Raw genomic sequence first — 24,164 nt, 5'->3', positions numbered from 1 at the left:
CCCCATGTGAGGGGAGCGGAAACTTTAGGGGAGACAGCCTCTTTTTTTTAGAAAAAGAAGAGGAGGAATGAGCATATGAACATCACTCAAAAAGAGTTCGGATTGCTAAATGGGAAAGCAGTTACGTCGTTTACGTTAAAAAATAATCAGGGTATCGAAGTCACGTGTATCAATTATGGTTGTATTATTACGAACATAATGACACCCAATCAAGAAGGTAGATTTGAAAATATCGTCTTAGGGTTTGACTCGATCGAAGAATATGTTAAACATGGTGCTCCGTATTACGGGGCAGTAGTTGGGCGTGTGGCAGGTCGAATGAAAAAGGGACAGTTTGAACTAGAAGGCAAAGCATATTCATTACCCAAAACAGACGGTGACAACCACTTGCATGGCGGAGTGGAAGGATTCAGTCACAAAATATGGATAGCGACTGTATTTGAGAAGGAACATGAAGTTGGCGTGGAGTTTACTTACCACAGTGAAGACGGGGAAGAAGGATATCCGGGAAACCTTGACGTGAAAGTGACCTATACTCTTACTGCTTCCAATAAGTTGATCATTAAATACGAGGCTGAAAGTGATCAAACGACATTAGTGAACTTGACGAATCACTCTTACTTTAATTTAAGTGGGAATTTGAAAAAAGATGTGCTGAATCATGTTCTAACGTTGCCAAGTAATCAGTTTTTGGAGCTTGCTAGTGATATGATTCCAACAGGCAAAGCCATCGATGTTGAGGGAACCCCTTTTGATTTTCGAAAGGAGCGGCGTATTGGTGACGGGATTGGGTCAGAGCTTGAGCAAATTCAATTAGTGGGCAATGGTTATGATCATCCGTTTCTTTTACAGGAGAAAAAGATGCTGCTTAAGGATGAAGAAAGTGGACGCGTGATGACTGTTGAGACAGACGAACCGTGTGTTGTGCTTTACACGGGCAATCATCTCAAAGGTGACTACGAAGTAAGAGGAGTGAAGTCGGAAAATTATTTAGGACTTTGTTTGGAAACACAAGGACCGCCGGATTCGATCCACCATCCGCAGTTTTCCTCTTGTATTTTGCGTAAGGGAGAGTTGTATCAGACCTCAACTACTTTTACGTTTGGTTGTGTGGGGGATGAGGAATAATGTGAGAGGTTGTCTTAGCAGGAACCTTCTGTTTTAGGCAGAGGTTGCGTGTGTAAGGCGGCCTTTTATCGTGGTTAGAAGACATTTCTCTATTTTTCAGAGGATGAATGGAGAAGAGTTGAAGCTACAGCATCAGAAAAAGCCTCTGTTCGCAAACTTATGCGGCGAATTCGGCTTCATTTGCGGCAAATTCGCAAACTTATGCGGCGAATCCGGAAACTTATGCGGCAAATTGCGGAACTTATGCGTCTAGGCGATTTTTATGCGGCAGAATGATAACATATGCGGCGGTTTAGCTCCTTATGCGGGCGGTATTCTACTCCTTAAAAAGAGCAGGCTACATTTCCTGCCTGCTCTCTTCCTCCTTCACATCTATAATAGGTTGTTTCAAGTTTCTTTTATTCATTTCTATATCAAGCAACTCGATAAATCTAGAGTCTAGTTGGAGAGCAACCGCTTTGATTTTCGTTTGCAATAATAATTCATCTGATAATCTTTCAAAACTTTTAATAATATCTACTTCATGCATTTGATCCATCTCCTTATTACGTGAGTATAAAATGATTACCCACTTTGGGTTCTGGTTAAACATTAGTGTTAAAAAAGTTATACAAGAAAGGAGGGATGCACGCAAAATAGGCTGCCTCTCATAATAAGCTTGAGGCAGCCTTGCATGCTAATCTATCATCTTCTTTTGCTCTAAAGGGCGAAACTGCTGCTGATACAGATTTTCTGGCAGTTTTAAAATGGATTGGTTGAGGAGATCAAGCTTGCTCTCTATCCGGTTTAGTAGATAAAGAGTGACAATGACTGGAAAGCCGAACTCACTTAAAACTGGCAGCCACATCTCCATAAGGCATGTTCCTCCTTTCTGTAAAAAAAGGAAGGCTTGTAGTAGCCTTCCTCTCCCTTACATAAAAGTGTTAAATTTCAATGTCTTCTACCGTACGATCAACGATGCGTGCGGCTTTTTTTGCGACAATGTCGCCTCCAGCGGAACGGAATGCGTTTTGTGCAACGATCGTGTCCATAGCTGAACTGACAGCAACGGGGTTAGCTGGATAGACTGGTTCGTCCAATGAAAGAGTGACATTTCCACCCATTTCATTTTCAAAGATTAGTTCAAGACGTTTCATAGGAAAACCTCCTTTCTAAAAAGATGCTATTCGTCCTACATTAAGCTGTGAACGTTCGTACGATCAACCGCGTCCAAATCCCATTGTTGAAGAGGTGCTAACACAGTAGCAATTGTTGTAAGCTGCTGGTCTGTGGCACTTGTCTTCACGTTGTTAAAGCTTTTTGTCTTACGAATAGGATTGCCTTCGTTGTCGTAGCCATTGATAAAACTTAAAATCAAGCGAGAATCAACTAGCATCAGATCACCTCCTCTCACTGTGTATATAGAGGGATGAGTTAAAAAACGATTATAACGTGTGAAAAAATATGAGTAGGTTTATGAGGTGGGAGTTAGGAAACAAACTACTTGAACAAGCTTTTATGTAAATAAAAGCCCCGGGCCTAAATTACATAAGGCCTGGGGCTTGTGGTTACAGTTTCCGAAAAATAAACAGAACACCCTTAATGATGAGATACAAAGAAAAAACAAGGATCGCAAGGATACCAATGACTGATGTGATCGGGGAGATTCCTGCTAAAAAGGTACCGGCTAAAGGTGCTTGTAGCAAAGCAAATCCTGCCAAAATACAAGCGAGCATTAAGAAAATCCAACTACTCATAAGACAACCTCCTTTCCTCTTTTACAATATGTCAAAAAGGGATGAGTAGTGCTTGTACCGACCACTGAAAAAGTTACTTTAGAAAATTCGGGGAAGTGCAATGGCTTCACACGTTGCGCGCCTGCTACGAGAAACCCACTCGTAGCAGGCTTAAAACAAAGAAACGGCTCCGCTCATTGTTTAAAGGGCACTGAAAAAGGCGAAAACGGTACCTTTTTCAGTGCCCTCGAATGGGTGTAGAGAGGAGCCTGATTTGTAAGGAGAAATCCATAACTTCAACCTTTACACGACGTCTTTCTTAAAATTATAAAAAAGTATGCGATCGCCTTCGCTTCCTTCCTTCTTAGGACATACAATGTAGTAGTCCACTGTAAAGGAGGGATACGAATGAGCTATGGATATGATTACGGGTATGGATATGGTTGCGGTGCACCTGTTGTAGCAGGGGCGTACCATCAGCCACGTTCTGGATTTGCTTTAATCGTAGTTCTGTTCATTTTGTTAATTATCATTGGCGCATCTTTTGTTAAAGACGACAAAAAACATTGCTAATGATGAAATTACGGCAAGAAGAAAACCCTGACTGAAAAATCGGTCAGGGTTTATTTTTTATTCATATCCGATCGCGGACCAATCAAAAAGGGACCCAGGATCTGTTTTCCGATCTGGCGCATATTCATCGTGACCAATGACGTGGTTTCTGTCTGGAGGAATGGTTGGATATCTCTCATAAAGATCATCTAGCAGTAAATTTAACGTTTCATACTGTACATCAGTATACCCAATAAGTGAGGGATCAATTGAGTCATATCGAAGTCCAGGGATCATCGCTAGCATTTCTTCCTCTGTACCAATCGCGAGAAGTTCAATTCCGATGGAGTAGTCATTAAGACGATCTTTATAGTGCGGGTAATCAGGCAAGTTTCCTTTGCCGGCGTGAAAAGCCGCTCGCTCTTCTGGGACAAAGCGATGGATGCTACCTTCTCGATCAATCACATAGTGAGCGGACACACCATACTCAAGAAAAAGCGAGTACGCATCATCAATTTCATACGGTTCATTTGGCTTGTTTGCTGCATTGCTCATAAAGTGGAGCATAATATGGGTCACATCGACGCGTGGCCGTGAGTTTTCTAATGGGAGAAAGCGATCCTCGGTTTGTACGCCGAGTTTTTGGATGAGAAAGGTTTCACTGTGACCTGGTTTTTCGGAGGATCGCAATGTTATTGTTTCTTCTTCTTTATCATCTATATGGTCTAAGGCGCTGCATGCAGCGATCGTAGCTAGCAATAGTAAGATTAGAATGCTTTTTCGTCCTAGATTTACATCGTTCACGTGTGATTCTCCTTCTAATTTAGTCGTCCTCCCCTTATTTTACCTTTCAAATAGATGAAATTCCAAATTTCTCCTACTTTTCCCTAGTTTGACTGAAACAGAATGAAAGCTTGCCTATTCCGTAAACTAAACGTAACTTTTGAAAGGAGGGTTTATTTTTGAAACGAATTCTTTGTTTGTTATGTATGGTTGTCCTTATTTTATCGTCATGTGGCTTTTTTCAAGGAGCGGATGACGGAGGGACGGCTCATACTCAAAACCAGAATCAGAACCAAAACCAAAACCAAAGTCCCCAAAATGTCGCGATTCAAGCTACACAGTTTACCGATGTTAGTCGTGATTATTGGGCAAGGGAAGAAATCCATTTTTTATTTAATCAAGAAATTATTCGAGGGTATAACGATGGTACGTTTCGACCTGGGAATACAGTGACAAGGTCGCAAGCGGCGACCATGATTGCAGGAGCACTTGATTTAGAGTTAGAAGGTCGTCCCGCACCAAACTTTGTAGATATTCGTGAAGGGTTTCATGCTTATGATGTGATAGCGGCTGTTGCTGATGAGGGGATTATCACCGGACGAGAAGGGCGGTTTATGCCGAATGCTCCATTAACTCGTGGACAGATGGCAGCCATTTTGACACGTGCCTTTTCCTTAACAGGGACGTGGAACCGAGAGTTTAATGATGTCAGACGAAATCATACATTTTATCATGACATCCAAGCATTAGCGGCAAACAATATTACAACTGGATTTTCAAGTGACCGTACATTTCGTCCGAGTCAGCCAACGACTCGAGCGCAATTTTCTGTATTTTTAGCGCGAACACTTGATGATGCTTTTAAACCAGGTGAACCATTTCAAGATGGAGATTTGACGCTTCATCATTTAAATGTCGGGCAAGGTGATTCAACGCTAATTACGACACCGAATGGCAGTACCATTTTAGTTGATGCAGGTACACGAACGGCTGGACAGGCTGTTGTGCAATATTTAAAACAAGCAGGCATTGATACGATTGATCGATTGGTCATGACCCACCCACATGCTGATCATATTGGTGGGGCTGTTTCAGTTATGCAAAACTTCACCGTTAGACAAGTTATTGATAGCGGGGCGGAGCATGATTCGCAAACGTTTATCAATTACTTACAGCATATATTAGACAACGATATTCCGATTCATTTTGCTTCACCTGGAGATACAATCGATGTCGATCCAGCTGTCACGATTAACATTGTCAATAGCGAGCAGCCAGGGGACACCTTAAATAATGCGTCTGTTTCTTTGCACATGCGTTACGGTAATTTTAGTTACTTGATCACAGGTGATGCCGAACTTGCAGCGGAACGTCGAATGGTCGATCAGTTTCAAATTGCTTCAGATGTTCTTCGGGTTGGTCATCATGGTTCGGTAACAAGCTCCAATCCGTTTTTCTTACAAGCGGTTCAACCAACAGAAGGGATCATTAGCTATGGAGAAGGGAACGCTTACGGCCATCCTCACGAGGAAGCCATTAATCGGTTGAGGAATAATGGAGTAGAGCAGTTGTATTCCACTACAGGTGATGCGGTTCTTGTCGTATCAGATGGATCTGCTTATCACATTACAGGTCGAGTTCAAGAATCGGTTCCGTCAGTTGAACCAGAACCCGATCCGACGGAACCAGAGCCGGTCGCACCAGGACCAGAGCCAGTCCAGCCTGCACCGACTCCAACACCAGATGGACCTCATTTTCCGATTAATATTAATACGGCAGATTGGGAAACACTGCAACATATAACAGGGGTCGGTCCAGTAATTGCTGAAAACATTATTCAATATCGACAAACGCATGGGAATTTTACGAGCGTAGAACAATTGGTCAATGTTCCTCGAATTGGTCCAGCGACATTGGATGCGATGCGTCATCAGATTACCATTTAGGGGGGAGCTATTTGAGTATATACACAGTGGATAGTGTCGAAGACGGGATAGCCCATCTTCTCTTGAGAGAGGATGAAAGTGTCTCTCTCTATGTAAAACAAGAACAGCTTCCTGGAGTGTCAGAGGGAGACCTTATTGAGGCAGATGTTAACAAGGAAGGGATTGTTGCGAGTTTTCGTAAGCTTGAGCAAGAGACGAAACAGGCAAGAGCCAAGGCCCGTGAGTTATTACAAAAGTTACGTGAGAAAAATAAGTAAAAGAAGGTCGCACAGAAATGTGCGGCCTAAATCTATAAAAAAGCAAAATTGCTCGATTTTTGTCGATAAGAAAAATAGGCTTTTAGTCTCGAGTCATATTTCTTAGAGGCGATTTATTGTATACTATTAAAGTTATAATCACTACATCTAAGAAGATTCTATCAGGATATAAGGAGAAGACTATGTTTCACGTAACTAATCAGCAAAAAAAGCGTCTTATCACGATTTCTTTATTCATCTCTATTTTACTTGCAACTGTGGTCATGATTAGTCAAATTACGATGGTTCGTTCTACTATAGCACAACCCAATCAATCGGTTTTGTATGATGATAATCATACACCTCTTGTTCCACATACCTTTTTAGTTGAAGGTGAAGTGCCTGTTTTCTTATCTAGTTATTTACTAGAATTAGAGAATAGAGGTTCACTTTCTCAACTAATGTATCCCCAAAGTCCTGTGAAACGATTCTTATCCACTTTTTTTATACCAAATGATCAGAATGAACAGCAAAAGCTTTATGCGAACCATATGTATTTTGGTCATGGATTGATTGGAATCAATAATGCCTCTCAGTATTTTTTTCAAAAGAAGGTAGACGAGTTGACGGAAGCTGAGCTTGTTTTTTTATTCGTTCAGTTAGAGCAGCGTTCTTATGAAGATATTGCATATGAAATGAACGAAATGGCATCTGAGTTTTTAAGACGAGGGCTTTTGTCTGAGGATGTTCATGCTCAAGTAGTTCGCGATATACCGGCTACGGTAGAGACTGCTTATCATGAACAAACCGCTGTTCACTCGTATGTTGCTCATGTTATTGATGAAATACAAGCACATGGCTATGACGAAGAGGATTTTTTCCGTAGAGGATACGATATATACACAAATATGGACCGAGAATTTCAGTTAGCTTTGTTTCGTCAATTCTCAGACGACGAGTACTTTCCTGATACCGATGAAACGATGGTAGAAGGAAGTATGGTTATATTGAACCATTCAACAGGTGATGTAAAAGCATTAATGGGTGGCAGAGAGTATTTAGCAAATACGTTCAACCGCGCGACAGAAACGACAAGACAGCCGGCGTCTGCATTTAAACCTTTAATTGTGTTTGCTCCTGCTATTGAAGTTGGCTGGAGACCTGAAAGTACGTTAATTGATCAACCTCTTCGAATTGGTGACTTCTCACCGCGTAATCATGATCATGAGTTTAGAGGAGAAGTTACATTGGCAAAAGCCTTTACGAGTTCTTATAATGTCCCGGCAACGTGGCTATTAAACCAAATCGGGTTTAAAACGGGAATTGACTATATAACTCGATTCAACCTCTTTGAAATTGATGTGAATGATGGATACGGTCTTGCTCTCGGATTTACGAGTGTAGGAACGTCACCGCTTGCTATGGCACAAGCCTATACGGTTTTTCCTAATAAAGGAAACATGCTTGATACACAAGCTATTTCAAAAGTTGAAGGAATGTTTCAGCGTTCCATAATACAAGCGTCTAAAAAAGAACGGAAGATATTTGAAGAAGAGACGGCTGAGATCACTACCGACTTATTAGTAGAAGCCGTTGAAAATGGGTCTGGTGAAAGTGCGAAGGTCGAGCATGAGAAATGGGCTGGAAAAACAGGGACAACGTCATTTGATGGTTGGTTCGTTGGGTTTAATGAACAGTACTTAGGTGCAGTTTGGATTGGACCTGATGAAGTAATTCCGGAAAATCGTATGAGTCTGATTCATTATTCAGGTGAACTATTTAAAAGTGTCATTTTGGATTATCAAAATGTGGATGAAAATATGAAAGATGTGAGGAAATCGAGATGAATTGGTTCATATTTCTTTTGCTAGGAGCTCTTCTGATTCTTAATCCTTATCAAAGAGGATTGTATTTTAGTGTTGAATTTTATAGCTTTGCTTTTCTTATTTATAGTTTATTTGTGATGTTGTCGGTTCGATTGTTTGTACAAAAGGAAGTTCATTTGATTAAGGCTGCCTTTTTTGCATTTATTTTCCCGCTTTGTTATGGTCTATCGTTTATTTCAGCACAGCATCCACAAGGAGCATGGGATTCGTTGTTCCGCTGGATTGCGTATTCAGCTTTCTTCGTGTTGCTATATTGGACGTTTCGAGAGGAGCGAATAAGGAAATTTGCCCCTGCTGTGTTTCATGTAACAGGGATTTGGGTGGCTTTTCATATGCTATTTGTCGCTTATGGATGGCTGGACTTTCCTAGAGCGGTGATTCAAGACCGTTTTGCTGGTGTGTTGCAGTACCCGAATACGTTTGGAATGTTGATGGCTGCTTTCCTTTTGTTTGCTTTGCTCATGTTAACAAAAGGGAAAATCAGTCTTCCTTCAATTTTGTTTTATTCGTTTCCACTTGTTGTGTTCGTTGTTTGTTTTATTGAATCGTATTCAAGAGGGATGTATTTAATGGCCCCGATTACGTGGTTAGTGGGACTTTTATTATTAAGACCAACTGAGCAAGTGAAATACATTTTGTTCTCTAGTTATAGCTTGATAGCTGGACTTGTCGTAGTGGCGATGGACCGATCTTTCGTTGTGGTTTTGATCGGAACCCTGATCACGATAGGTTTAAGTGTTGCGACTATTAAATGGGTGGAGAGAGGCACTCTCTTTTTTATGAATAGAAAAAAAATCTATCATTTCGCAGCACCTGTAGGAATTCTCGTTATTGGTTTATTAGGTGTACTTGATGTCACGAATAATGGCCTTGTCTATCAACAGCTTCCTACCAATGTTCAAGAACGGATAGATAGCATTAGTGAAAGTACAACAGCTCGTGAGCGGTACTTGTTTATGCAAGATGCCCTAACCATTAGCAAAGATTCTCCTGTGATTGGACATGGAGGAGAGGCGTGGGCTTCTATTTATCGACATTATCAACAGCTACCATATTTATCGAATAAAATTCACAACGGCTTTATGGAGTGGATTGTTGATATTGGTTGGCTCGGTTTCTTCGTTTTTGTTTCGTTATTCGGTTATTTGTACGTTGTTCTGTTTAAAAACTACCGGCAAGCAGAGAACAAAAGCTTGTATGCAGCTATCATCATCAGTACGATAACGATCTTTACTCACAGCTTTATTGACTTTAATCTTTCTTATGGCACGATTTGGTTGCTAGTCTTTTGGCTGTTTGCTATCGGGTTTCATAGAGAAGGAAAAGACTCAAAGGAACAACTCATTAAAAAGCCAGCAAAAGTTCCCTACGATAAAATCATTCTTGGAATAAGTACGGCATTGGTCCTGTTTTGTTTTGTGATGGCGTATCGCTTTCTATTGGCTGAACAAGCATACAATGAGGCGAGGCAAACACAGTCGCTTTTTGAAAGACAAGCAATGTTAGAGCAAGCAGTCTCCTATAATCCTAATAAACTATCGTATTGGTATTTGTTAAGTGAGACAAGCATGGAGTTGATCTCTCAAAATAACTTCCCAGTTGAAAACAAAGAAAGAGTACAGGAAATTAGTGGAACGATTCGTCATTTAGAGCCGACAAACTCGTTAGCATGGTTCAGGTCTGGGGTGATGTTGGACCGAATTGGTCTAAGAAAAGAAACGCTTAACGTTTATCTTGATGCATTAGAAATGGACGAGTACGACACCGTGCTCTACCAAAATGCTATTTTTGTTGCTTCGAGATTAGCTCGAGATTATGCGAAAAGCAATCAAGAAGAGAGAATGGTTCACTTTGCGAATGTAGCAGTCGAGTTATTTCAAAGAAATTCAGCCAGTGTTGAGGAAGTGTTAAACGATCCTATTGGACAAGAACACAACAGTAGAGGGTTTGCTGTCCACTCGCAAGCAAAAGAAGACGTGATGTATGCTTATTATTTGCTCGGTGAAGGGGAGAAGATCGTGGTCCTACTAGATCAGATGAATGAAGACGATCACGTGATGCCACTTGTTGCGATGGGTATTTTTACGCTAGAGGGATTAGGATTAGAGGAAGAGGCTAGTGCCCTTTTCGAACGTTATAAGACAAATGAGCAACAACTGTCAAATCGAGTAAAAGATCTGCGACGAAACTACTAAAAAATATGTAAAAATGATAGACAATTATGTGTAAATTAGGTATTATAATCTAGTGATTTCCAAATTAGGAAGTCACTAGATTACTATTGAACTATAAAATGAGGAGGTGTGCGAAGGAATCCTAACTAATCTATTTTTATTACAACTAGAAAAGAGGAAACCGAGAACATGAAAAAGAACAAATTATCTTTTATTAGTGGTTTAACAGCATTTGCATTATTAGTTTCTCCATTTGGGACGGTAAGTACATATGCAGAAAGCAATCAAGAGGAAGATGTAAGAAACAATGTCTATCATGTAACAGACGACACTTACTCTGTAAGAGACTATGTTTATTATGAGGATGTTGACTTTGGCGTAACGGATGACACTTATTCTGTGACAGACGATATTTATTCTGTAACAGATCATGTTTATGATGTTACCGATGATGTTTATGGTGGAGTTAGAGACGATGTATACGGCGTAACAGATGACGTTTACCATGTGACGGATGATGTATACGGTGTAACAGATGATGTTTACCATGTGACGGATGATGTTTACTCTGTAACAGATGACGTATATGGAGTGGCTGACTATGTTTATGTAGAGTTAGGAGATCTTCATGAAAGTGCAACAGGTGGCTATGTTTCACTTGTACAAGCGCAACACACAACTTTCTCAAAAGAAGCGCTTGAAGCATTAGATCCAAGCTTTGCGATCAACCTTTCTTATGGATCGGTATCAGTAGCGGTTCCTGTTTCTCTTTTATTAGTAGGTCACGATGTAACATTTAGCTTTAACGAAGTATCTGCAGACGTACTAAGTAAAAACAGTGATGCTCTAAGTGCATTATATGATTACAAGCTTTCGTATGTAGATGACAATGGTGAGACTCAATATATTAGTCAGTTTGGGAATACGCCTGTTATGATTACATTCGGTGTAAATTCAGACGCAGTAACAAACTGGGATAACGTAACAGTCCTTTACATTGATCAAGATGGCAATAAAACATCTGAGCGTGTGGCTGCAGATGTTGCTGGAGGCATTGCTATTGGACATGTGACTCACTTTAGTATTTACGGAGTATTTGAAGTAGCGGCAGCAGATGCACCTGCTTCAGAAGAAGAAGGAACAGAAGCTCCTGCTTCAGAAGAAGAAGGATCTGAGCAATCAGAAGAAGAGTCAGCTGCTCCTGTAGCTGGCAAAAAAGACAGTGACAACTCAAGCAAAGACTCTGCTGCAAAAGGAACTGAAGCGAAAGAAGGCAGTAAGTTACCGAACACAGCAACAGCAACATTCAATCTATTAGCATTTGGTGTTGTATTATTGCTTGCTGGTGCGTTGTTATTGCTAATTACAGCTAGAAAGTCTACAACGGCTTAAGTGTATGAAAGCCCCCTTCTTTGAAGGGGGCTTTTGTTCAGTGTATATTATGTTAATATTCTATTATAAAAAAAAGAAGCTTAGAGGAACCTAAGCTTCTTATATATTGAAATTACAACCTTAAGTCTTCATTCAATAATCTGGCCATGATAGCAGCATATTGAACTCTGGAGATCGATTGGTTAGGACGGAATGTCCCATCCGGATACCCACCAATAATTCCAAGCTCAACTAAAATTGGAAGAGCTTCTGCACCTGTAGTTGTAGAACTTACATCAATGAAAGTTTTGACATAGTCTCCTTCTAAATTGTATGCTTTTCCAATAATTTTAACCATCTGCCCACGCGTCATAAAGGCATTGGGGCGAAATGTGCTATCAGGGAAGCCGGAGATCACGCCTCGGCGTGTTGCTTCTACTACATAACCTGACGCAAAGTAGTCCGTTTTGACATCTGGAAAAGAGGTTTGTCTTTGTGTGCCATTCCAGTTACTTGAACGACCTATCATTGCGACAGCTTGTCCTCGTCTTACATTTTCTTGAGGCCTAAAAAATTGATTGTTGTCATATCCAGTAATAATATTTCGTTCATATAAATAGCTGACATGTTCAGCTGCCCAAGACTTTGCGCTAACATCTCGAAACGTGTGTAGTGTAGGATCTGTTGAAGCTGCCTTAATGGGTGGTTGAATAAGGCCGAAACCAAATAGTTCGTCACGCCCCTTTGCTCCTAAATCAAGTGCACTGCTTCTTGCGAGTCGACGAATTTCAATGTTCGAAGCATTTGGATAGGCTTCTTTATAGAGTGCTAGGATACCAGCCACAAAAGGAGAAGACATCGATGTCCCATCCATCCTCGTAAATTTATTATTTACATAAGTACTATAAATATCAACACCGGGTGCTGAAAATTCAATTGCGGATCCAGTAGCTGAAAATCTAGCAATTGTGTTATTACGATCCAGAGCGGAAACAGCAATGACACTTCCATAGCGTGCAGGGTATTGAACATCCATTGGGGTACTAAAATTGCTGTTTTTATTACCAGCAGCCGCCACGATTATTAGTCCACGTTCATGAGCCTCATCAACAGCTGCGCGTAACGCAGTTTGCGATTCATCCGTTCCAAGGCTTAAGTTAATAATGTCCATTCCGTTATTAACAGACCATTCAATTCCTCTTATTGTATCATTTAATCGTCCGATTCCATTTTGATCTAATGTTTTCACGGCAAATAATTGGACGCCTTGAGCCACACCTGGAGCTTCCTTGGCAGTTGATGCAATGATACCGGCTGCATGAGTTCCGTGACCGAAATCGTCGTTAAAAGAGCGTGTATAGTTAACCATTGATACCCCACCTGCGACGTTGAGAGCGGAGTGGTTTGTCGCAATTCCACTATCTATGACAGCTACTTTTACACCTTTCCCACTAAAACCAGAGTCCCATGATTGTGGGATATTTAAATGGTTAATTCCCCAATTTTTTGAATCAGAAGAAGAAGTTAATTGAATGTTTGATTCAACGTTTAATATGCTAGAGTGAGAGATTAATTGCTCAATTTGATCACTGCTTGTTTGAACAACAACACCTGGGAATAGTTCAAACCGTTCGATGATCTCCATATCTTCATGATTGAGAACTTCTTCGTCTATTTCATCATGAAATGTAATAATATATTCTTCTATTTTAGTTGCTTGATCAAACCCAACTAATAAAGTTAAGCTTAAAAAGAGTAATATAAATAATTTCGCCTTCATGTACAGCCTCCCTGAGTTTCATAAATATCACGATAACTCTTACTATCATACCTAAAAATGAATAATATTTGAAGTGAACAAAAGATAGAATTACCGGTAAAAATTAAAAAGATAGGTTGTAAGAAACCTATCTTTTTTTAATATAATTATTTATTCATAGAGAGCTCGGTGTAAAAATACAGCCAGTTGTGCTCTTGTTGTTGAATTATTTGGTCTGAAAGTATTGTCACTGTGGCCAGTTGTAATGCCACTTGCCGCTAATCGTTGAATGGCATCATACGCATTGGAGGATGATGATACATCTGTGAACCCTGCGGCTGAAACAGTTTCCGGTAAATTGAATGCTCTATCAAAAACAATCGCGATATGAGCTCTGGTAAATCGATCATTAGGACGGAAGTTGCCATTAGAATCCCCTAGGAATAAACCAGCATCAACAACCGCTTGAATCTCTTCATACCCACTTGTGTTTGGGTTAACGTCATTAAAGTCCCCAGAGTAGTTTGTCGGTTTTAAATTTAATGCACGAGCTAACAATCTGGCAACTTGAGAACGAGTAATCTCATTGTTTGGTCTAAATGTGTAATCATTGTATCCATTAATGATTTCTGACTCTCCGAGTCTTTTAATTTCGTTGTAAGCCCAAAAAGAATTTGGTACATCATGGTATTGACCAGATAGCAATGAGACCGGTTTAACTTCTTGAACCTTTGCTGGTTGCTCATTAATCACTCGTTTTGCTCCTATGTAGCGTGGGCCCCAGTAATGAGGATCATTTATGGAAGATGTGCTTACTCCATTTGAAGAAGAAGCATGGACAAATTGATTATTACCTATGTATACTCCTGAGTGCGAAGCGCCTGATTGATATGTTTCAAAAAATACAAGGTCACCAGGTTGTAGGTTAGATTTCGAAACCGAATTACCTACACGATATTGTTCTGCAGTTGTACGTGGAAGCGAAATTCCAACTTGATTATAGACATAACGCATAAATCCAGAACAATCAAACCCTCTTGGGGTCGTTCCTCCCCAGACGTATGGGGTTCCTATTTGTGCTTTGGCTGCTGCAACGACTTTGCTTGCTGTTGACGACGCACTGACCTGTGTACTAGGATAAAGGGTCACTAGTAGAATGATGGCCAGAAGAGTCGACATGAATCTCCTAAACAAAAAAATCACTCCTAATATTTTCATTAATATATGTTTACTATTAAGATTTCTGGGTAAGTACTCTGTTAGTCTATCATAGAAAGAACATGTCGAATATTACAGTTTTGTAACAGTATAATTTCAGATATTGAAAAGAATTTTGTAATAAATGGTAGTTTGTGAGGGGTTCTATTTTGTTTTCTGCGTATATTAATTGAAATTAAACTTGTTTTCATATGAGCCCTTTATGTAAAATAGGGGGAGTATTTCATAGCTGGAAATGTAGATTTTTGTTTGTCATTCGTTGTATTAATATAGGAGAGATAGTATGAAAAATAAGTTGAGTATTAGTATTGGCCTAATTCTGCTAATATTGTTAACCGGTTGCCGTGAATCAATTTCCACGGAAGAAGTATATGACAGAGGTTTGGCAACGTTGGAGGATCTAGAAACCGTTTTTTTAGATAGAACACAAACCATACGCGCGCAGCAAAATTCGTTTCGTACTTCGATGGAAGCTGACGTACAATTTGAGCCATTAGAGTTTTATGGTACTGTTCAGATGTCGTTGCTTGACCTACGTGAACCATTGCATTTTGATATGTATGTAAATGATGAGGAGTGGCTTACATTACCTGAATATCACGGGGCTACATGGGAAACAAATGAACGTGAACAATTTGAGGATGTAGTTCTTGAAGACTTGCCTTCATTGTTAGCTGTTTTTAAACCGTATCGTCATGAATTTTTGATGAAGGGAGTAGATGTCGTTTACACAGATGGGGGATCTGATGTGGAAGTCATTGACGAAGATGAGGAAGTAGAGCTAGAAGAGGGGGACATTGAGCAAGTAGTCCCGGCTTATGAAGTTTCCTTTCGTGGGTCGGATGAGAAATACAAACCTCTTATTCGCACACATTTAGAACAGATGAATTTAAGTGAACTGCAAGGGGTTGACTTAGATAGCATAATGGACACAGTTGAGATTGAACGAATTGATATGATTATCCAAGTGGCCCAAGATTCGTTTGACGTCCTACGCTTTCAAACAAGGTTTCGATACTTGGTTGAAGTACTAGATGAGTTTCATGTCATTGATGAATCTGTCGCTATCAATTTACGAAATCATAATGAACCTATTGATTTCGAGAAGGTTAGAGACGAATAATGAATAAAGAGACAGGGCACACAAAATTGGTGCCCTGTCTCTTTATAATTCTTCATCAAACGTAGGTTTGAACGTTTCAATTCGATGAAGTAGTTCTTCTCCTGAGACATTATCATTTATATTAAGTCGATTTATTCGTAATGGATTATCGTTGATATGACTTGTTCTTCTGCCAGTGAGTAACACTAGTTCAAAGCCAGCATTGTAAACTATTTGCTCGGTCACATCATTATATGCACCGTACGGGTAGGCGAAAGAGAAGACGGTAGTGCCAACTTCTGAGGTAATAACTTCAATCGATTTTTGCAAATCTGCAAAAATACGAGCTTGGTACTGTTCATCAGTTTCCAATTCACCGTTTTGTTTTTGATGCAGAAGCATAGCTTCTAGTCCCTTTTTTTCGCGTTGATGTAGGTCATACGTATGGCTTTGGATATCAATCAATCCAGATTGAACCATTTCACGAGCGTGATCCCAGGTGAAGTGAGGAATCCCAAGACGTTCTTGCCCCATTTGGCTAGCGATAACGTAAATTGTTGCAGGCATCTCTAACTCTTTCAAGATTGGAAAAGCCAGCTCATAATTGCTTAAGAAGCCATCATCTATCGTAATCCAAACAGGTTTATCAGGAAGAAGATGATGCTTTTTTTGATAAAATTTTAACGCTTGTTCCGTTGTTATTGCCTCGTACCCTGCTTCTTTTAAAGCAAGTAATTGGTTTTTAAACGTTTCAGGAGTCATCGTCATAGAAGGATAATCCGTGATTTCCTCTTCAAAATGATGGTACATGAGAACAGGCAGGAACTCAGATTTAATCATAGGTTCTAGTTCGTAATAGACCACCTCGGTAAGGTTTGTGTTTGTTTCTTCTACCCCTAATTCAAAGTTAAATGCTTGTTGTTCTGACTCAGTTCGAAAAAAGCTATATAAAAAAGCACTAATAGAAATAGAGATAATGGCGATAGCAAACAGATTTCTCAATCAATCACCCCTCTGCAAAAATTAGTCATAAATTCCTACATAATCTTAACACCTTTAAGGCGATAATCCTATGGGTTTCCGTGGGAAAAGACAAATGTAGGGGCTCTCTTAAAGAGAAAGCCCCTACGATACGCATTATTGTAAAATTTGAACACCATCGATATGAACGCGATTATTTGTTGCTTCAGGTCGACTTTCTCCTTTAACAGAAATCGTAACCGTATGCTCTCCGTAGTTTAACCCTGTTAATTCAAATAACTTATTTTGAAATATGGCACTACGATTAAATGTGTCTACTTCAGCAACTAACTCACCGTTGACATACACCTCAGCAAGCCCTTGTGTAGTTGAACTGTATCCAAACCATATAAAGCCTGTACCTTCAAACGTGAACGTAACGTCACTTTCGGTTTCGTTTGAATAAATAGCTAATTGATCTCGATGATCGTCAATGCGGCTTTGCTGCCACGCACCCGTATAGGTGAAAATCTTACTATCAGCATTATAAAAACCTTCTGTCCGTGTAATATTATGTGTTGATACATTTAATAGATGAATAACCTGGCCATCTGTCGTATGTCCGGTCACAACGGCAGAGCCTAGTTCATTGATTTGTAGTATTTCATTTTCAGATATCGTAGCAATGTCTGCATTACTTGTTTCCCAATATGCGACATGTTCAGCGGCTATGTTTAATGTATCGCCAAGTTCTAAGGTGACATCGTTTTGCTCAATATGTGTTACGTTAAATGTAAGCTCTAGAACGATGTCATTTCCTTCTGAAAAATGCACTCTTGCTGATCCTTCATCTTTTAATACTAGCTTTCCTTCTGTCACCTCTACAACGGAGTCATCACTTGATTCAATCTGAACATGATTGAGTTCAGGGAAGCTGATAGCAATCGCTGTATCCGTAACATACGTCCCGTTCCAGCCAATAGGTAGCTTACTGGCATCGCGGCCGGCAAACTCCCATGTAAGTCCGTCTTGAACCTTATCAATTGTCATATCGCCAATTCCTCTTAATTGAAAAAAGCTTAAAAGATGAGCTTGAACAAAGTCCGGTCTTCTATCGGCGAAGCGTCGCATGGTCTCCACTTCTTCTTCCCATTTTTCAAGACTTTCAGGAGTTCCCCATCTACTAATATGGTTGGGCATTTCAGGTGCAAGAGCAGCGGCCATCTTGTCAATCGTTTGGATGACATGTGTCGATTCAAAATTTGTATTTAAGTAATGAGCAAAGCGCGAAATAAAAGTATCGCGGAACGATTCATTTTGTAGAAGTGTTCGTAATAAGAACGTCGAATAATCAGGATTTGGCCAACTTGTCCCACCAGGCTCTGTAGCAAATGAAAGCGTGTCGTGAGCAACGGTTCCAGTCGCATTGGGCAAGTCAAAGCCAAAATCAAGATCAAAGACAGACCAACGCCATTTTCCATCAGGACGTTCACGCCAATAGCGATTGTTATTTCCTGGCCAATCCGTATTTCTAACAAAAATTTGTGCTATTTGATAGTCAATAAAATTGTTTATATCCATTTGATTGGCAATTTCTTCGTACACATCAGGTTTTGAAACATTGTTCTCTTCCATAAATAAGCGAAGTGCTACATAGTCATCGTTCGTTCCTTCAATAACGGTAGCATCTCGTTCGAGAAAGTCTAAGTTTTGAGGATCGACGCCATGTTTGATTTCATAATAGTGACTATCATAGCGTTCTCTAATGTTATATATTCCCCAATATTCACCGTTTACATAGAGTGTACTAGGACGGTATAACTGTGTTTCTAAATCAAAATCACGAATTAGCGTTTGAAGCAGTGCATCACGGAATAACGTATTATTCCAATCGTTTCCTGAGTTACGTAAAAGGAGACGATTGTATTCACTTCTTGTATCTTCTTCAAAAAACGGATAACGGAAACGGTTTTCACCGTAATCACTTCGTGCATAAAGTCGAAACGATTTCCGGTCCACTGTTCTAGATGCTCCACCATGAATTCGGATACCAGCACCTTGTGATAAGACTCTCTCTCCATTTTCTTCAAAGAACTCTAGATGAATCGGCCTTTCCCATTCTGCTCCGCTTTGAGCGAAATTCCCGGTATGCTGTGGATTTGGTGCATCTGGATTATAGTAAATACCTGGTACATAAATCCCAATTTCTCGGTCAAATAAGTTGGCGGGATCTGTAGAAATAGAAACGATCGGCAAGGTCGTTTCAACACCAATTAAATAAGAATGAGTTATTTCCTCTCCTTCTTCTAGTCCTTCTGCAAAGAATTTCGCACGTACGACCATGCTTTTATCGATTGTGATTGGATCACTATAAGCAGTTGATGTTTCATCTGGGACAGAGCCATCAGTCGTGTAGCGAATAGTCCCTTCCGCTTCTCCCTCTGTATACAACGTTAAGTCAATGGATGAATCATATAAGCCACCTAAGTCGGAAAAGACGAGATGGTGTTCAGGTCGAGGAAAATCTTTGTCTTTAATGGAGTCATACGCTTGGGAGAGCAACGTCCAATCTGTAATCGGGTTTCCTTCTAAGTAAAGACGCTCTCGTAAGTTTGGCAAAGTCGCTAACGCTTCAACCGATGTAATGTTGTTATACCTTGCGTTCAAGTCAATTAACTCTACTAAGTTGCCAAGCGGCGTTAGATCTTTAACTTGATTTTCTCTTATGTTTAAAGAGAGTAAGTTGGTTAAGTCCGCAATGGGTTCGAGGGTCTCTATTTTGTTTCCTCTGACATTCAGGGAAGTTATCGCACGTAGAGCAGTAAGCGGTTCAAGGGTTGTCACATTGTTATCGCGAACAATTAAATTTTCTAAACGGCTCATACGTTCCAAAGGTTTCAAATCAATAATTTTATTTCCTGAAATGTCTAGACTTGCTAAGCTTTCAAAAGCTTGTATTCCTTCAATGGAAGAAATGCTGTAATTGGCAAGTGATAGCTGTTCAACTCGGTTTAGCAGATCCTTCCGAATGACTCCATCCTCAAGTTGTAGTTCCGTTCGAATAGCTTGTTCAAAAGCAGGGTCTTCGAACTCCAATTTTTGGTCGTCGGCAATTTGAAATCCCATGACCCATATTAGGGCAATAATAGGAATAAGCCAGAGTAAATGTTTTAACAATTGCTGGTTCAAGTATAAATCCTCCTATACAAAAGCTAATGATATTTATGCGTGGTCTTTCCTGTTATTCAAACAAATTGTAATGACAGTTGAATTCAAACGGTGTTATACTACTAATTATGTTAATTAAATGTAAAAATCAATAGTCTTATTATAAATACTTTGTGAAGCTTAAGTCCAATAATAATTTAAGGTGGTGATTGGTCTTGGCACTTGAGATTTTCAGTCGATATGAAGTGAAGTATTTAATCCCATATAAAGTGTACGAAAAACTTGTACCTTATTTATTAGAAAGAATGAGGTATGACAAATTTGGAACAAATGGGTATTACAACATTGTCAGTTTATATTTTGATTCACCTGATAAAAAGATTTATTATGAAACAAGAAACAAACTTCGATTTAGGCAGAAGCTTCGTCTGCGAGTATATGGGGATGCAACCATCGGTGGTCCTGCATTTTTAGAAGTAAAACAAAAGTACAATAACGTAGTTAATAAAAGACGAACAAAGATTAAGTTGAGTGATGCGTATCACTATCTGGAAAGTGGAACAACCGATAATATGCAGAGTTATGACCTTTCTAATCCTCAGATTTTAAAAGAGGTAGATTCATTCAAAAGCTTATATGAATTAAAGCCTCGAGTGATCGTTAGTTATGATCGACAGGCTTTTCATGGTCTCTATGAAGAGGACTTACGTGTAACGTTTGATTTTAATTTAATGTGTCGGGATGATAATCTCCGTGTAGAAGATGGACCGTTAGGAAAACATTTCGTTGATCCAGAACTAGTAATTATGGAAGTGAAAGTCACTCATAGTGTCCCGCTTTGGTTGACGAGATTGTTAAGTGAATTTGAATGCAAGAAACAAAGTGTTTCTAAATTTTGTACAAGTATTGATTTAATGGAAGAAGCCCGTAAAGACGCCGTTTCCTTGAAGGAAAAAGTCATTATTTAGCTTGAGGAGAATATGATGAGCCAATTTTTTGAAGAATTACAATTTTTTGCCGACCATACTACGCGATTAGCTGTTATTGAATCATTTGCAGCTATTATTTTAAGTTTTATATTAAGTTTGCTTATTACATGGGTGTACAAGCTTACCCATAAAAAAGGGCAATATTCTCAGTCCTTTATTCATACAATCATCATTATGTCCGTTGTTGTATCTGTCATTATGATTGTCATTGGAAATAATATTGCGGTTGCTTTTGGTCTAGTGGGGGCCTTTTCAATTATTCGTTTTAGAAGTGCCATGAGTGATCCGAAAGATATTGCATTTATCTTTTTTGGAATGGCAACGGGGATTGCGTGTGGACTAGGCTTTTATATTTTAGCTGTTCTATTTGCAATCACCTTATCTATTATAATTTACATTTTGTTTGCAGTGAATTACGGAACTGAAGATGTGCAGGAAAAAACCTTAAAAGTAACGATTCCGGAAAACTTGCATTATGAACAGGTGTTTGATGAACTTTTTGACCGATTTTTGGAGAATTATACACTATTACAAGTTGAGACAACGAGTCTTGGAACGATGTATCAACTAACGTATTCTGTCACAATGAAAGATGGAGTGAGTGATAAAGAAGTAATGGACGCCATTCGAGAACACAATGCTAATTTAAAGGTCTCTATTATTATGCCATCACGTACCTTTTAATTGGAAAATCCACCACTAATTTGTTAGTGGTGGATTTCTTTTAGTTATTCAATTGTTCGATAGCTTTTATTATCCGTTCTTTTAAAGCTGGTGCCAGTGTTTCGGAATACAGTGTGGAAAGATGGTGATTATCACGGTATACAAGCACGTTTCCAATTACAGCTTCACATGTTTCTTCATTACAGAAGTAATCTGATAAATCAATAAAGGTGACATTACTTGGTATCCCCTCTGTGTTATCCCATGGTATGACATCTGATAATCCTTCTTCTCTAGAGATTGCACATTCATCAGGTGTTAGTTCGACACAGGTAGGAATGTCTTCGGCCATTCTTGGATTATCACGAATCGCTAAGATTTGAGTTGCTCCTTCAAGCTTTCTCCATTGATTAAGATAACCTGATGGTATGATATCTCCTCTATTCACGTTGGCTGTTGTAAAGACAAAGTCAGGCGGATCAACTAGCAATGGTTCTAGTACATTCTCGTTCCATTCCATACAGGACTCTGATAAAATTCCGTCAAAATCATCATCAGAAAAACGACAACCATCTTTATTGTATACATCAATTTGTAACTTCAATTCTTCCGCGATTTTCTCTAAAGCGGGAAACCAATGACCAGAATGAGATCCACCCACAAGAGCTAGTGTGTAATCAGGATTCTCAGTTTCACCGTAAGAACAGACAATTACTTTAGAAACATTCAAACCTGCATAGCAACTCTCTTCCTCATTGTAAAATGTAGGTAAGTGTGCTTTTGCTTGAACAGCATTTGGTAGAGGATCTAATCCAGGAGTTGGCTCAATGCCGTAAAAAATGGCACGTGCACCTGGATAATCTTCAATCGAATGAGTATCACTTGTATGACCTTGTACATGAGTAACGTACAAGCTCCAAGTAGTAGCAACAATTAAAACAGGGAACATGAAACTAACTAGGATGATTGTTAGTTTGGCCTTAGATTTTTTTACATTCAACGTTCTAACCGGAGTTTCAAGTAACTTTACGGATATCATAGATAAGGCTAATGAAACGAAAATAATCGCAAGACCTCCCAGAATTGACACCGTATCCGTTAAAAAGTAATCATAGTAAAAAATTAAAACTGGCCAATGCCATAAATATAACCCATATGAAAAGTTCCCAAGGTATGCCAATAATTTGGCACCTAACAGTTTCTCAACGCCAAAGCGGTTCCTACTTTCTGCTGCAATAATAACAAACATAACACCAGTCGTTGGTAGAAGTGCTGCATAGCCTGGAAAAACATTTGATACAGGCAATAAGATTCCAGTTAAAAGGATCATCATTAATCCGATCCAGCCTAAAATTAAACTCACCGTTTTTTGAAAAGATAAATACGGAATCAATAAAGCCAATATTCCACCTAAACTAAACTCCCATACACGAGCGAACGTATCGAAATAGGCCCAAGGTTGATTCACTGTTGTAATATAAATCGAATAGCTGAGTGAAGTGATGAAAATTAAGCTTAAAATAGCTAGTAGAGTTTTTCTTACAGGTGTTTTTAAAAGTTTTCTCGCAAGGAAAAAGGACAGATAAATGATCAGTGGCCATAATAAATAAAATTGCCCTTGAATCGACAGAGCCCAGTAATGTTGGAACGGACTTGCTTCATTGTTTTGAGCTAAATAATCAACCGCGTTATAGGCTAGTTGCCAGTTTTGATAATAAAGTGCCGAAGCAAAAACTTGAGGAATAGTTTGCCCCCAATGAGCGTGCGGCAATATAAATATTGATGCGATTGTTGTTACAAGTAAGACCGTAAAGGCTAGAGGGAATAATCTGCGAGCCAGTCCTAATACATACTCAAACAGATTGAGCCAGCCTTCCTTCTCCATTTTGGATAAAATTAGTGTTGTTATTAAGTAGCCTGAAACGATAAAAAAGACGTCCACTCCACCGGAAACAGAGCCTAGCCAAATATGATAAATTGCAACCAAAAGTGCCGCAACTGCTCGTATTCCTTCTAGTTCGGGCCGGAACTTTCTTTCTGGTGTTTTTAAATCAATCATTGTATGCATCTCCAATTTTCTAATTTCATATGATTGCATCTCAGCTTTAGAGTCTCCACTTTTGCCTTCTGTATAAGGGGATTCCAACAATTTACACGAGATAAATATTGAAAGAACGGATCTCTTTCATCGCTTGTTTATTTTATACTAGGTTAATAGTTTTATCAATTTGACTGCAACTGAATAAGGAAAGGAGAGGCTAGGCCGAAAGAGAACTTTGGTATATAGTATCTGCTTGCTCATTCTGAAGAAATAAGGTGAATATCCAAGTGATAGTGATCGTTACGCAAGCTATCGTATGATCCTTATTGGGGGGGATGGAACACCACATTAGTTCCGAACTGACCCGGTATTTTTACGAAGATAACAAACATATTTTGGATGAGATTATGATGAACTTTGAAATCTTGTAATGATATGAAAATAGAGAGTGTTAGCAAAGGACAGACTTTGCT

The 24,164-nt window shown here is 39.4% G+C and carries 20 protein-coding genes and 1 pseudogene; 10 read left to right on the top strand and 11 right to left on the bottom strand.

What is annotated here, in order from left to right; genetic code table 11:
• Positions 1-75 precede the first annotated feature (75 nt).
• Entirely contained in the window at positions 76-1,128 is a 1,053-nt protein-coding gene (locus tag N0O92_RS01280; protein WP_315612790.1) for an aldose epimerase family protein, read from the top strand.
• Positions 1,129-1,465: 337 nt separating this feature from the next.
• Here N0O92_RS01280 and sda read toward each other — a convergent pair whose 3' ends face one another.
• The 5 genes from sda to N0O92_RS01255 all read right to left on the bottom strand — a co-directional run bounded on the left by sda (position 1,466) and on the right by N0O92_RS01255 (position 2,864).
• On the bottom strand, positions 1,466-1,657 hold the full coding sequence (gene sda / locus N0O92_RS01275; protein WP_315612789.1) for a sporulation histidine kinase inhibitor Sda: 192 nt from the start codon (positions 1,655-1,657) through the stop codon (positions 1,466-1,468).
• Positions 1,658-1,804: 147 nt separating this feature from the next.
• On the bottom strand, positions 1,805-1,981 hold the full coding sequence (locus N0O92_RS01270) for a YvrJ family protein (protein ID WP_315612788.1): 177 nt from the start codon (positions 1,979-1,981) through the stop codon (positions 1,805-1,807).
• Positions 1,982-2,051: 70 nt separating this feature from the next.
• Positions 2,052-2,264 carry a DUF2922 domain-containing protein gene (locus N0O92_RS01265; RefSeq protein ID WP_315612787.1) on the bottom strand — a complete coding sequence of 71 codons (213 nt, stop codon included), beginning with the start codon at positions 2,262-2,264 and terminating at the stop codon, positions 2,052-2,054.
• A 35-nt stretch (positions 2,265-2,299) separates the two neighbouring features.
• The gene (locus N0O92_RS01260) at positions 2,300-2,503 is read right to left on the bottom strand and encodes a DUF1659 domain-containing protein (RefSeq protein ID WP_315612786.1); all 204 of its coding nucleotides are present in this window, start codon (positions 2,501-2,503) and stop codon (positions 2,300-2,302) included.
• A gap of 172 nt (positions 2,504-2,675) precedes the next feature.
• Positions 2,676-2,864, bottom strand: coding sequence for a hypothetical protein (locus tag N0O92_RS01255; RefSeq protein WP_315612785.1), 189 nt, complete (start codon positions 2,862-2,864; stop codon positions 2,676-2,678).
• A 462-nt stretch (positions 2,865-3,326) separates the two neighbouring features.
• Here N0O92_RS01255 and N0O92_RS23770 point away from each other — a divergent pair.
• Positions 3,327-3,416 (top strand): annotated as a pseudogene (locus tag N0O92_RS23770) (YjcZ family sporulation protein); the annotation flags it as partial.
• Positions 3,417-3,473: 57 nt separating this feature from the next.
• On the opposite strand, the gene N0O92_RS01245 reads toward N0O92_RS23770, so the two are convergent.
• Positions 3,474-4,199 carry an N-acetylmuramoyl-L-alanine amidase gene (locus N0O92_RS01245; RefSeq protein WP_315612783.1) on the bottom strand — a complete coding sequence of 242 codons (726 nt, stop codon included), beginning with the start codon at positions 4,197-4,199 and terminating at the stop codon, positions 3,474-3,476.
• A 158-nt stretch (positions 4,200-4,357) separates the two neighbouring features.
• Here N0O92_RS01245 and N0O92_RS01240 point away from each other — a divergent pair, with 158 nt between their 5' ends.
• From N0O92_RS01240 to N0O92_RS01220, 5 genes are all read left to right on the top strand, one after another.
• Positions 4,358-6,124, top strand: coding sequence for an S-layer homology domain-containing protein (locus N0O92_RS01240; RefSeq protein ID WP_315612782.1), 1,767 nt, complete (start codon positions 4,358-4,360; stop codon positions 6,122-6,124).
• A gap of 11 nt (positions 6,125-6,135) precedes the next feature.
• Positions 6,136-6,381, top strand: coding sequence for a DUF3006 family protein (locus N0O92_RS01235; protein ID WP_315612781.1), 246 nt, complete (start codon positions 6,136-6,138; stop codon positions 6,379-6,381).
• A gap of 182 nt (positions 6,382-6,563) precedes the next feature.
• Positions 6,564-8,207, top strand: coding sequence for a penicillin-binding transpeptidase domain-containing protein (locus N0O92_RS01230; RefSeq protein ID WP_315612780.1), 1,644 nt, complete (start codon positions 6,564-6,566; stop codon positions 8,205-8,207).
• Positions 8,204-10,441: an O-antigen ligase family protein gene (locus N0O92_RS01225; protein ID WP_315612779.1), complete on the top strand. Its 2,238-nt coding sequence runs from the start codon at positions 8,204-8,206 to the stop codon at positions 10,439-10,441. Before N0O92_RS01230 ends, N0O92_RS01225 begins: the two co-directional genes overlap by 4 nt.
• 168 nt (positions 10,442-10,609) lie before the next feature.
• Entirely contained in the window at positions 10,610-11,812 is a 1,203-nt protein-coding gene (locus tag N0O92_RS01220; RefSeq protein ID WP_315612778.1) for a hypothetical protein, read from the top strand.
• Between the two features lie 112 nt (positions 11,813-11,924).
• Here the strand turns inward: N0O92_RS01220 and N0O92_RS01215 are convergent, their stop codons facing one another.
• Both N0O92_RS01215 and N0O92_RS01210 read right to left on the bottom strand, forming a co-directional pair.
• On the bottom strand, positions 11,925-13,571 hold the full coding sequence (locus N0O92_RS01215; RefSeq protein ID WP_315612777.1) for a S8 family peptidase: 1,647 nt from the start codon (positions 13,569-13,571) through the stop codon (positions 11,925-11,927).
• A gap of 150 nt (positions 13,572-13,721) precedes the next feature.
• On the bottom strand, positions 13,722-14,744 hold the full coding sequence (locus N0O92_RS01210) for a C40 family peptidase (RefSeq protein WP_315612776.1): 1,023 nt from the start codon (positions 14,742-14,744) through the stop codon (positions 13,722-13,724).
• A 307-nt stretch (positions 14,745-15,051) separates the two neighbouring features.
• Between N0O92_RS01210 and N0O92_RS01205 the strand changes: the two genes are divergently transcribed.
• Complete coding sequence (locus N0O92_RS01205) at positions 15,052-15,891, top strand: hypothetical protein (RefSeq protein WP_315612775.1); 840 nt, start codon at positions 15,052-15,054, stop codon at positions 15,889-15,891.
• A gap of 42 nt (positions 15,892-15,933) precedes the next feature.
• Here the strand turns inward: N0O92_RS01205 and N0O92_RS01200 are convergent, their stop codons facing one another.
• Together N0O92_RS01200 and N0O92_RS01195 are read right to left on the bottom strand one after the other, a co-directional pair.
• The gene (locus N0O92_RS01200; protein ID WP_315612774.1) at positions 15,934-16,872 is read right to left on the bottom strand and encodes a polysaccharide deacetylase family protein; all 939 of its coding nucleotides are present in this window, start codon (positions 16,870-16,872) and stop codon (positions 15,934-15,936) included.
• A gap of 135 nt (positions 16,873-17,007) precedes the next feature.
• Entirely contained in the window at positions 17,008-20,019 is a 3,012-nt protein-coding gene (locus N0O92_RS01195) for a CotH kinase family protein (protein WP_315612773.1), read from the bottom strand.
• 194 nt (positions 20,020-20,213) lie between these two features.
• Between N0O92_RS01195 and N0O92_RS01190 the strand changes: the two genes are divergently transcribed.
• Positions 20,214-20,966, top strand: coding sequence for a polyphosphate polymerase domain-containing protein (locus N0O92_RS01190; RefSeq protein ID WP_315612772.1), 753 nt, complete (start codon positions 20,214-20,216; stop codon positions 20,964-20,966).
• A 15-nt stretch (positions 20,967-20,981) separates the two neighbouring features.
• A complete protein-coding gene (locus tag N0O92_RS01185) occupies positions 20,982-21,671 on the top strand; it encodes a DUF4956 domain-containing protein (RefSeq protein ID WP_315612771.1) in 690 nt (229 codons plus the stop codon).
• Positions 21,672-21,711: 40 nt separating this feature from the next.
• Here the strand turns inward: N0O92_RS01185 and N0O92_RS01180 are convergent, their stop codons facing one another.
• The gene (locus N0O92_RS01180) at positions 21,712-23,709 is read right to left on the bottom strand and encodes an acyltransferase family protein (RefSeq protein WP_315612770.1); all 1,998 of its coding nucleotides are present in this window, start codon (positions 23,707-23,709) and stop codon (positions 21,712-21,714) included.
• Positions 23,710-24,164: the final 455 nt, after the last annotated feature.

Source organism: Alkalihalobacillus sp. MEB130, from assembly GCF_032335535.1.
In the GTDB taxonomy this organism is placed as follows: domain Bacteria; phylum Bacillota; class Bacilli; order Bacillales; family Bacillaceae_D; genus Halalkalibacter.
The sequence above is the reverse complement of the archived record's forward strand: the minus strand, read 5'-3'. Positions and strand labels throughout refer to the sequence as shown.

Bases quoted from the DNA above. Each gene is read 5' to 3' on its own strand.
- N0O92_RS01220 (WP_315612778.1), top strand. From the start codon at position 10,610: ATGAAAAAGAACAAATTATCTTTTATTAGTGGTTTAACAGCATTTGCA.
- N0O92_RS01185 (WP_315612771.1), top strand. From the start codon at position 20,982: ATGAGCCAATTTTTTGAAGAATTACAATTTTTTGCCGACCATACTACG.
- sda (WP_315612789.1), bottom strand. From the start codon at position 1,657: ATGCATGAAGTAGATATTATTAAAAGTTTTGAAAGATTATCAGATGAA.
- N0O92_RS01180 (WP_315612770.1), bottom strand. From the start codon at position 23,709: ATGATTGATTTAAAAACACCAGAAAGAAAGTTCCGGCCCGAACTAGAA.
- N0O92_RS01270 (WP_315612788.1), bottom strand. From the start codon at position 1,981: ATGGAGATGTGGCTGCCAGTTTTAAGTGAGTTCGGCTTTCCAGTCATT.
- N0O92_RS01265 (WP_315612787.1), bottom strand. From the start codon at position 2,264: ATGAAACGTCTTGAACTAATCTTTGAAAATGAAATGGGTGGAAATGTC.
- N0O92_RS01280 (WP_315612790.1), top strand. From the start codon at position 76: ATGAACATCACTCAAAAAGAGTTCGGATTGCTAAATGGGAAAGCAGTT.
- N0O92_RS01255 (WP_315612785.1), bottom strand. From the start codon at position 2,864: ATGAGTAGTTGGATTTTCTTAATGCTCGCTTGTATTTTGGCAGGATTT.
- N0O92_RS01230 (WP_315612780.1), top strand. From the start codon at position 6,564: ATGTTTCACGTAACTAATCAGCAAAAAAAGCGTCTTATCACGATTTCT.
- N0O92_RS01225 (WP_315612779.1), top strand. From the start codon at position 8,204: ATGAATTGGTTCATATTTCTTTTGCTAGGAGCTCTTCTGATTCTTAAT.
- N0O92_RS01215 (WP_315612777.1), bottom strand. From the start codon at position 13,571: ATGAAGGCGAAATTATTTATATTACTCTTTTTAAGCTTAACTTTATTA.
- N0O92_RS01260 (WP_315612786.1), bottom strand. From the start codon at position 2,503: ATGCTAGTTGATTCTCGCTTGATTTTAAGTTTTATCAATGGCTACGAC.
- N0O92_RS01205 (WP_315612775.1), top strand. From the start codon at position 15,052: ATGAAAAATAAGTTGAGTATTAGTATTGGCCTAATTCTGCTAATATTG.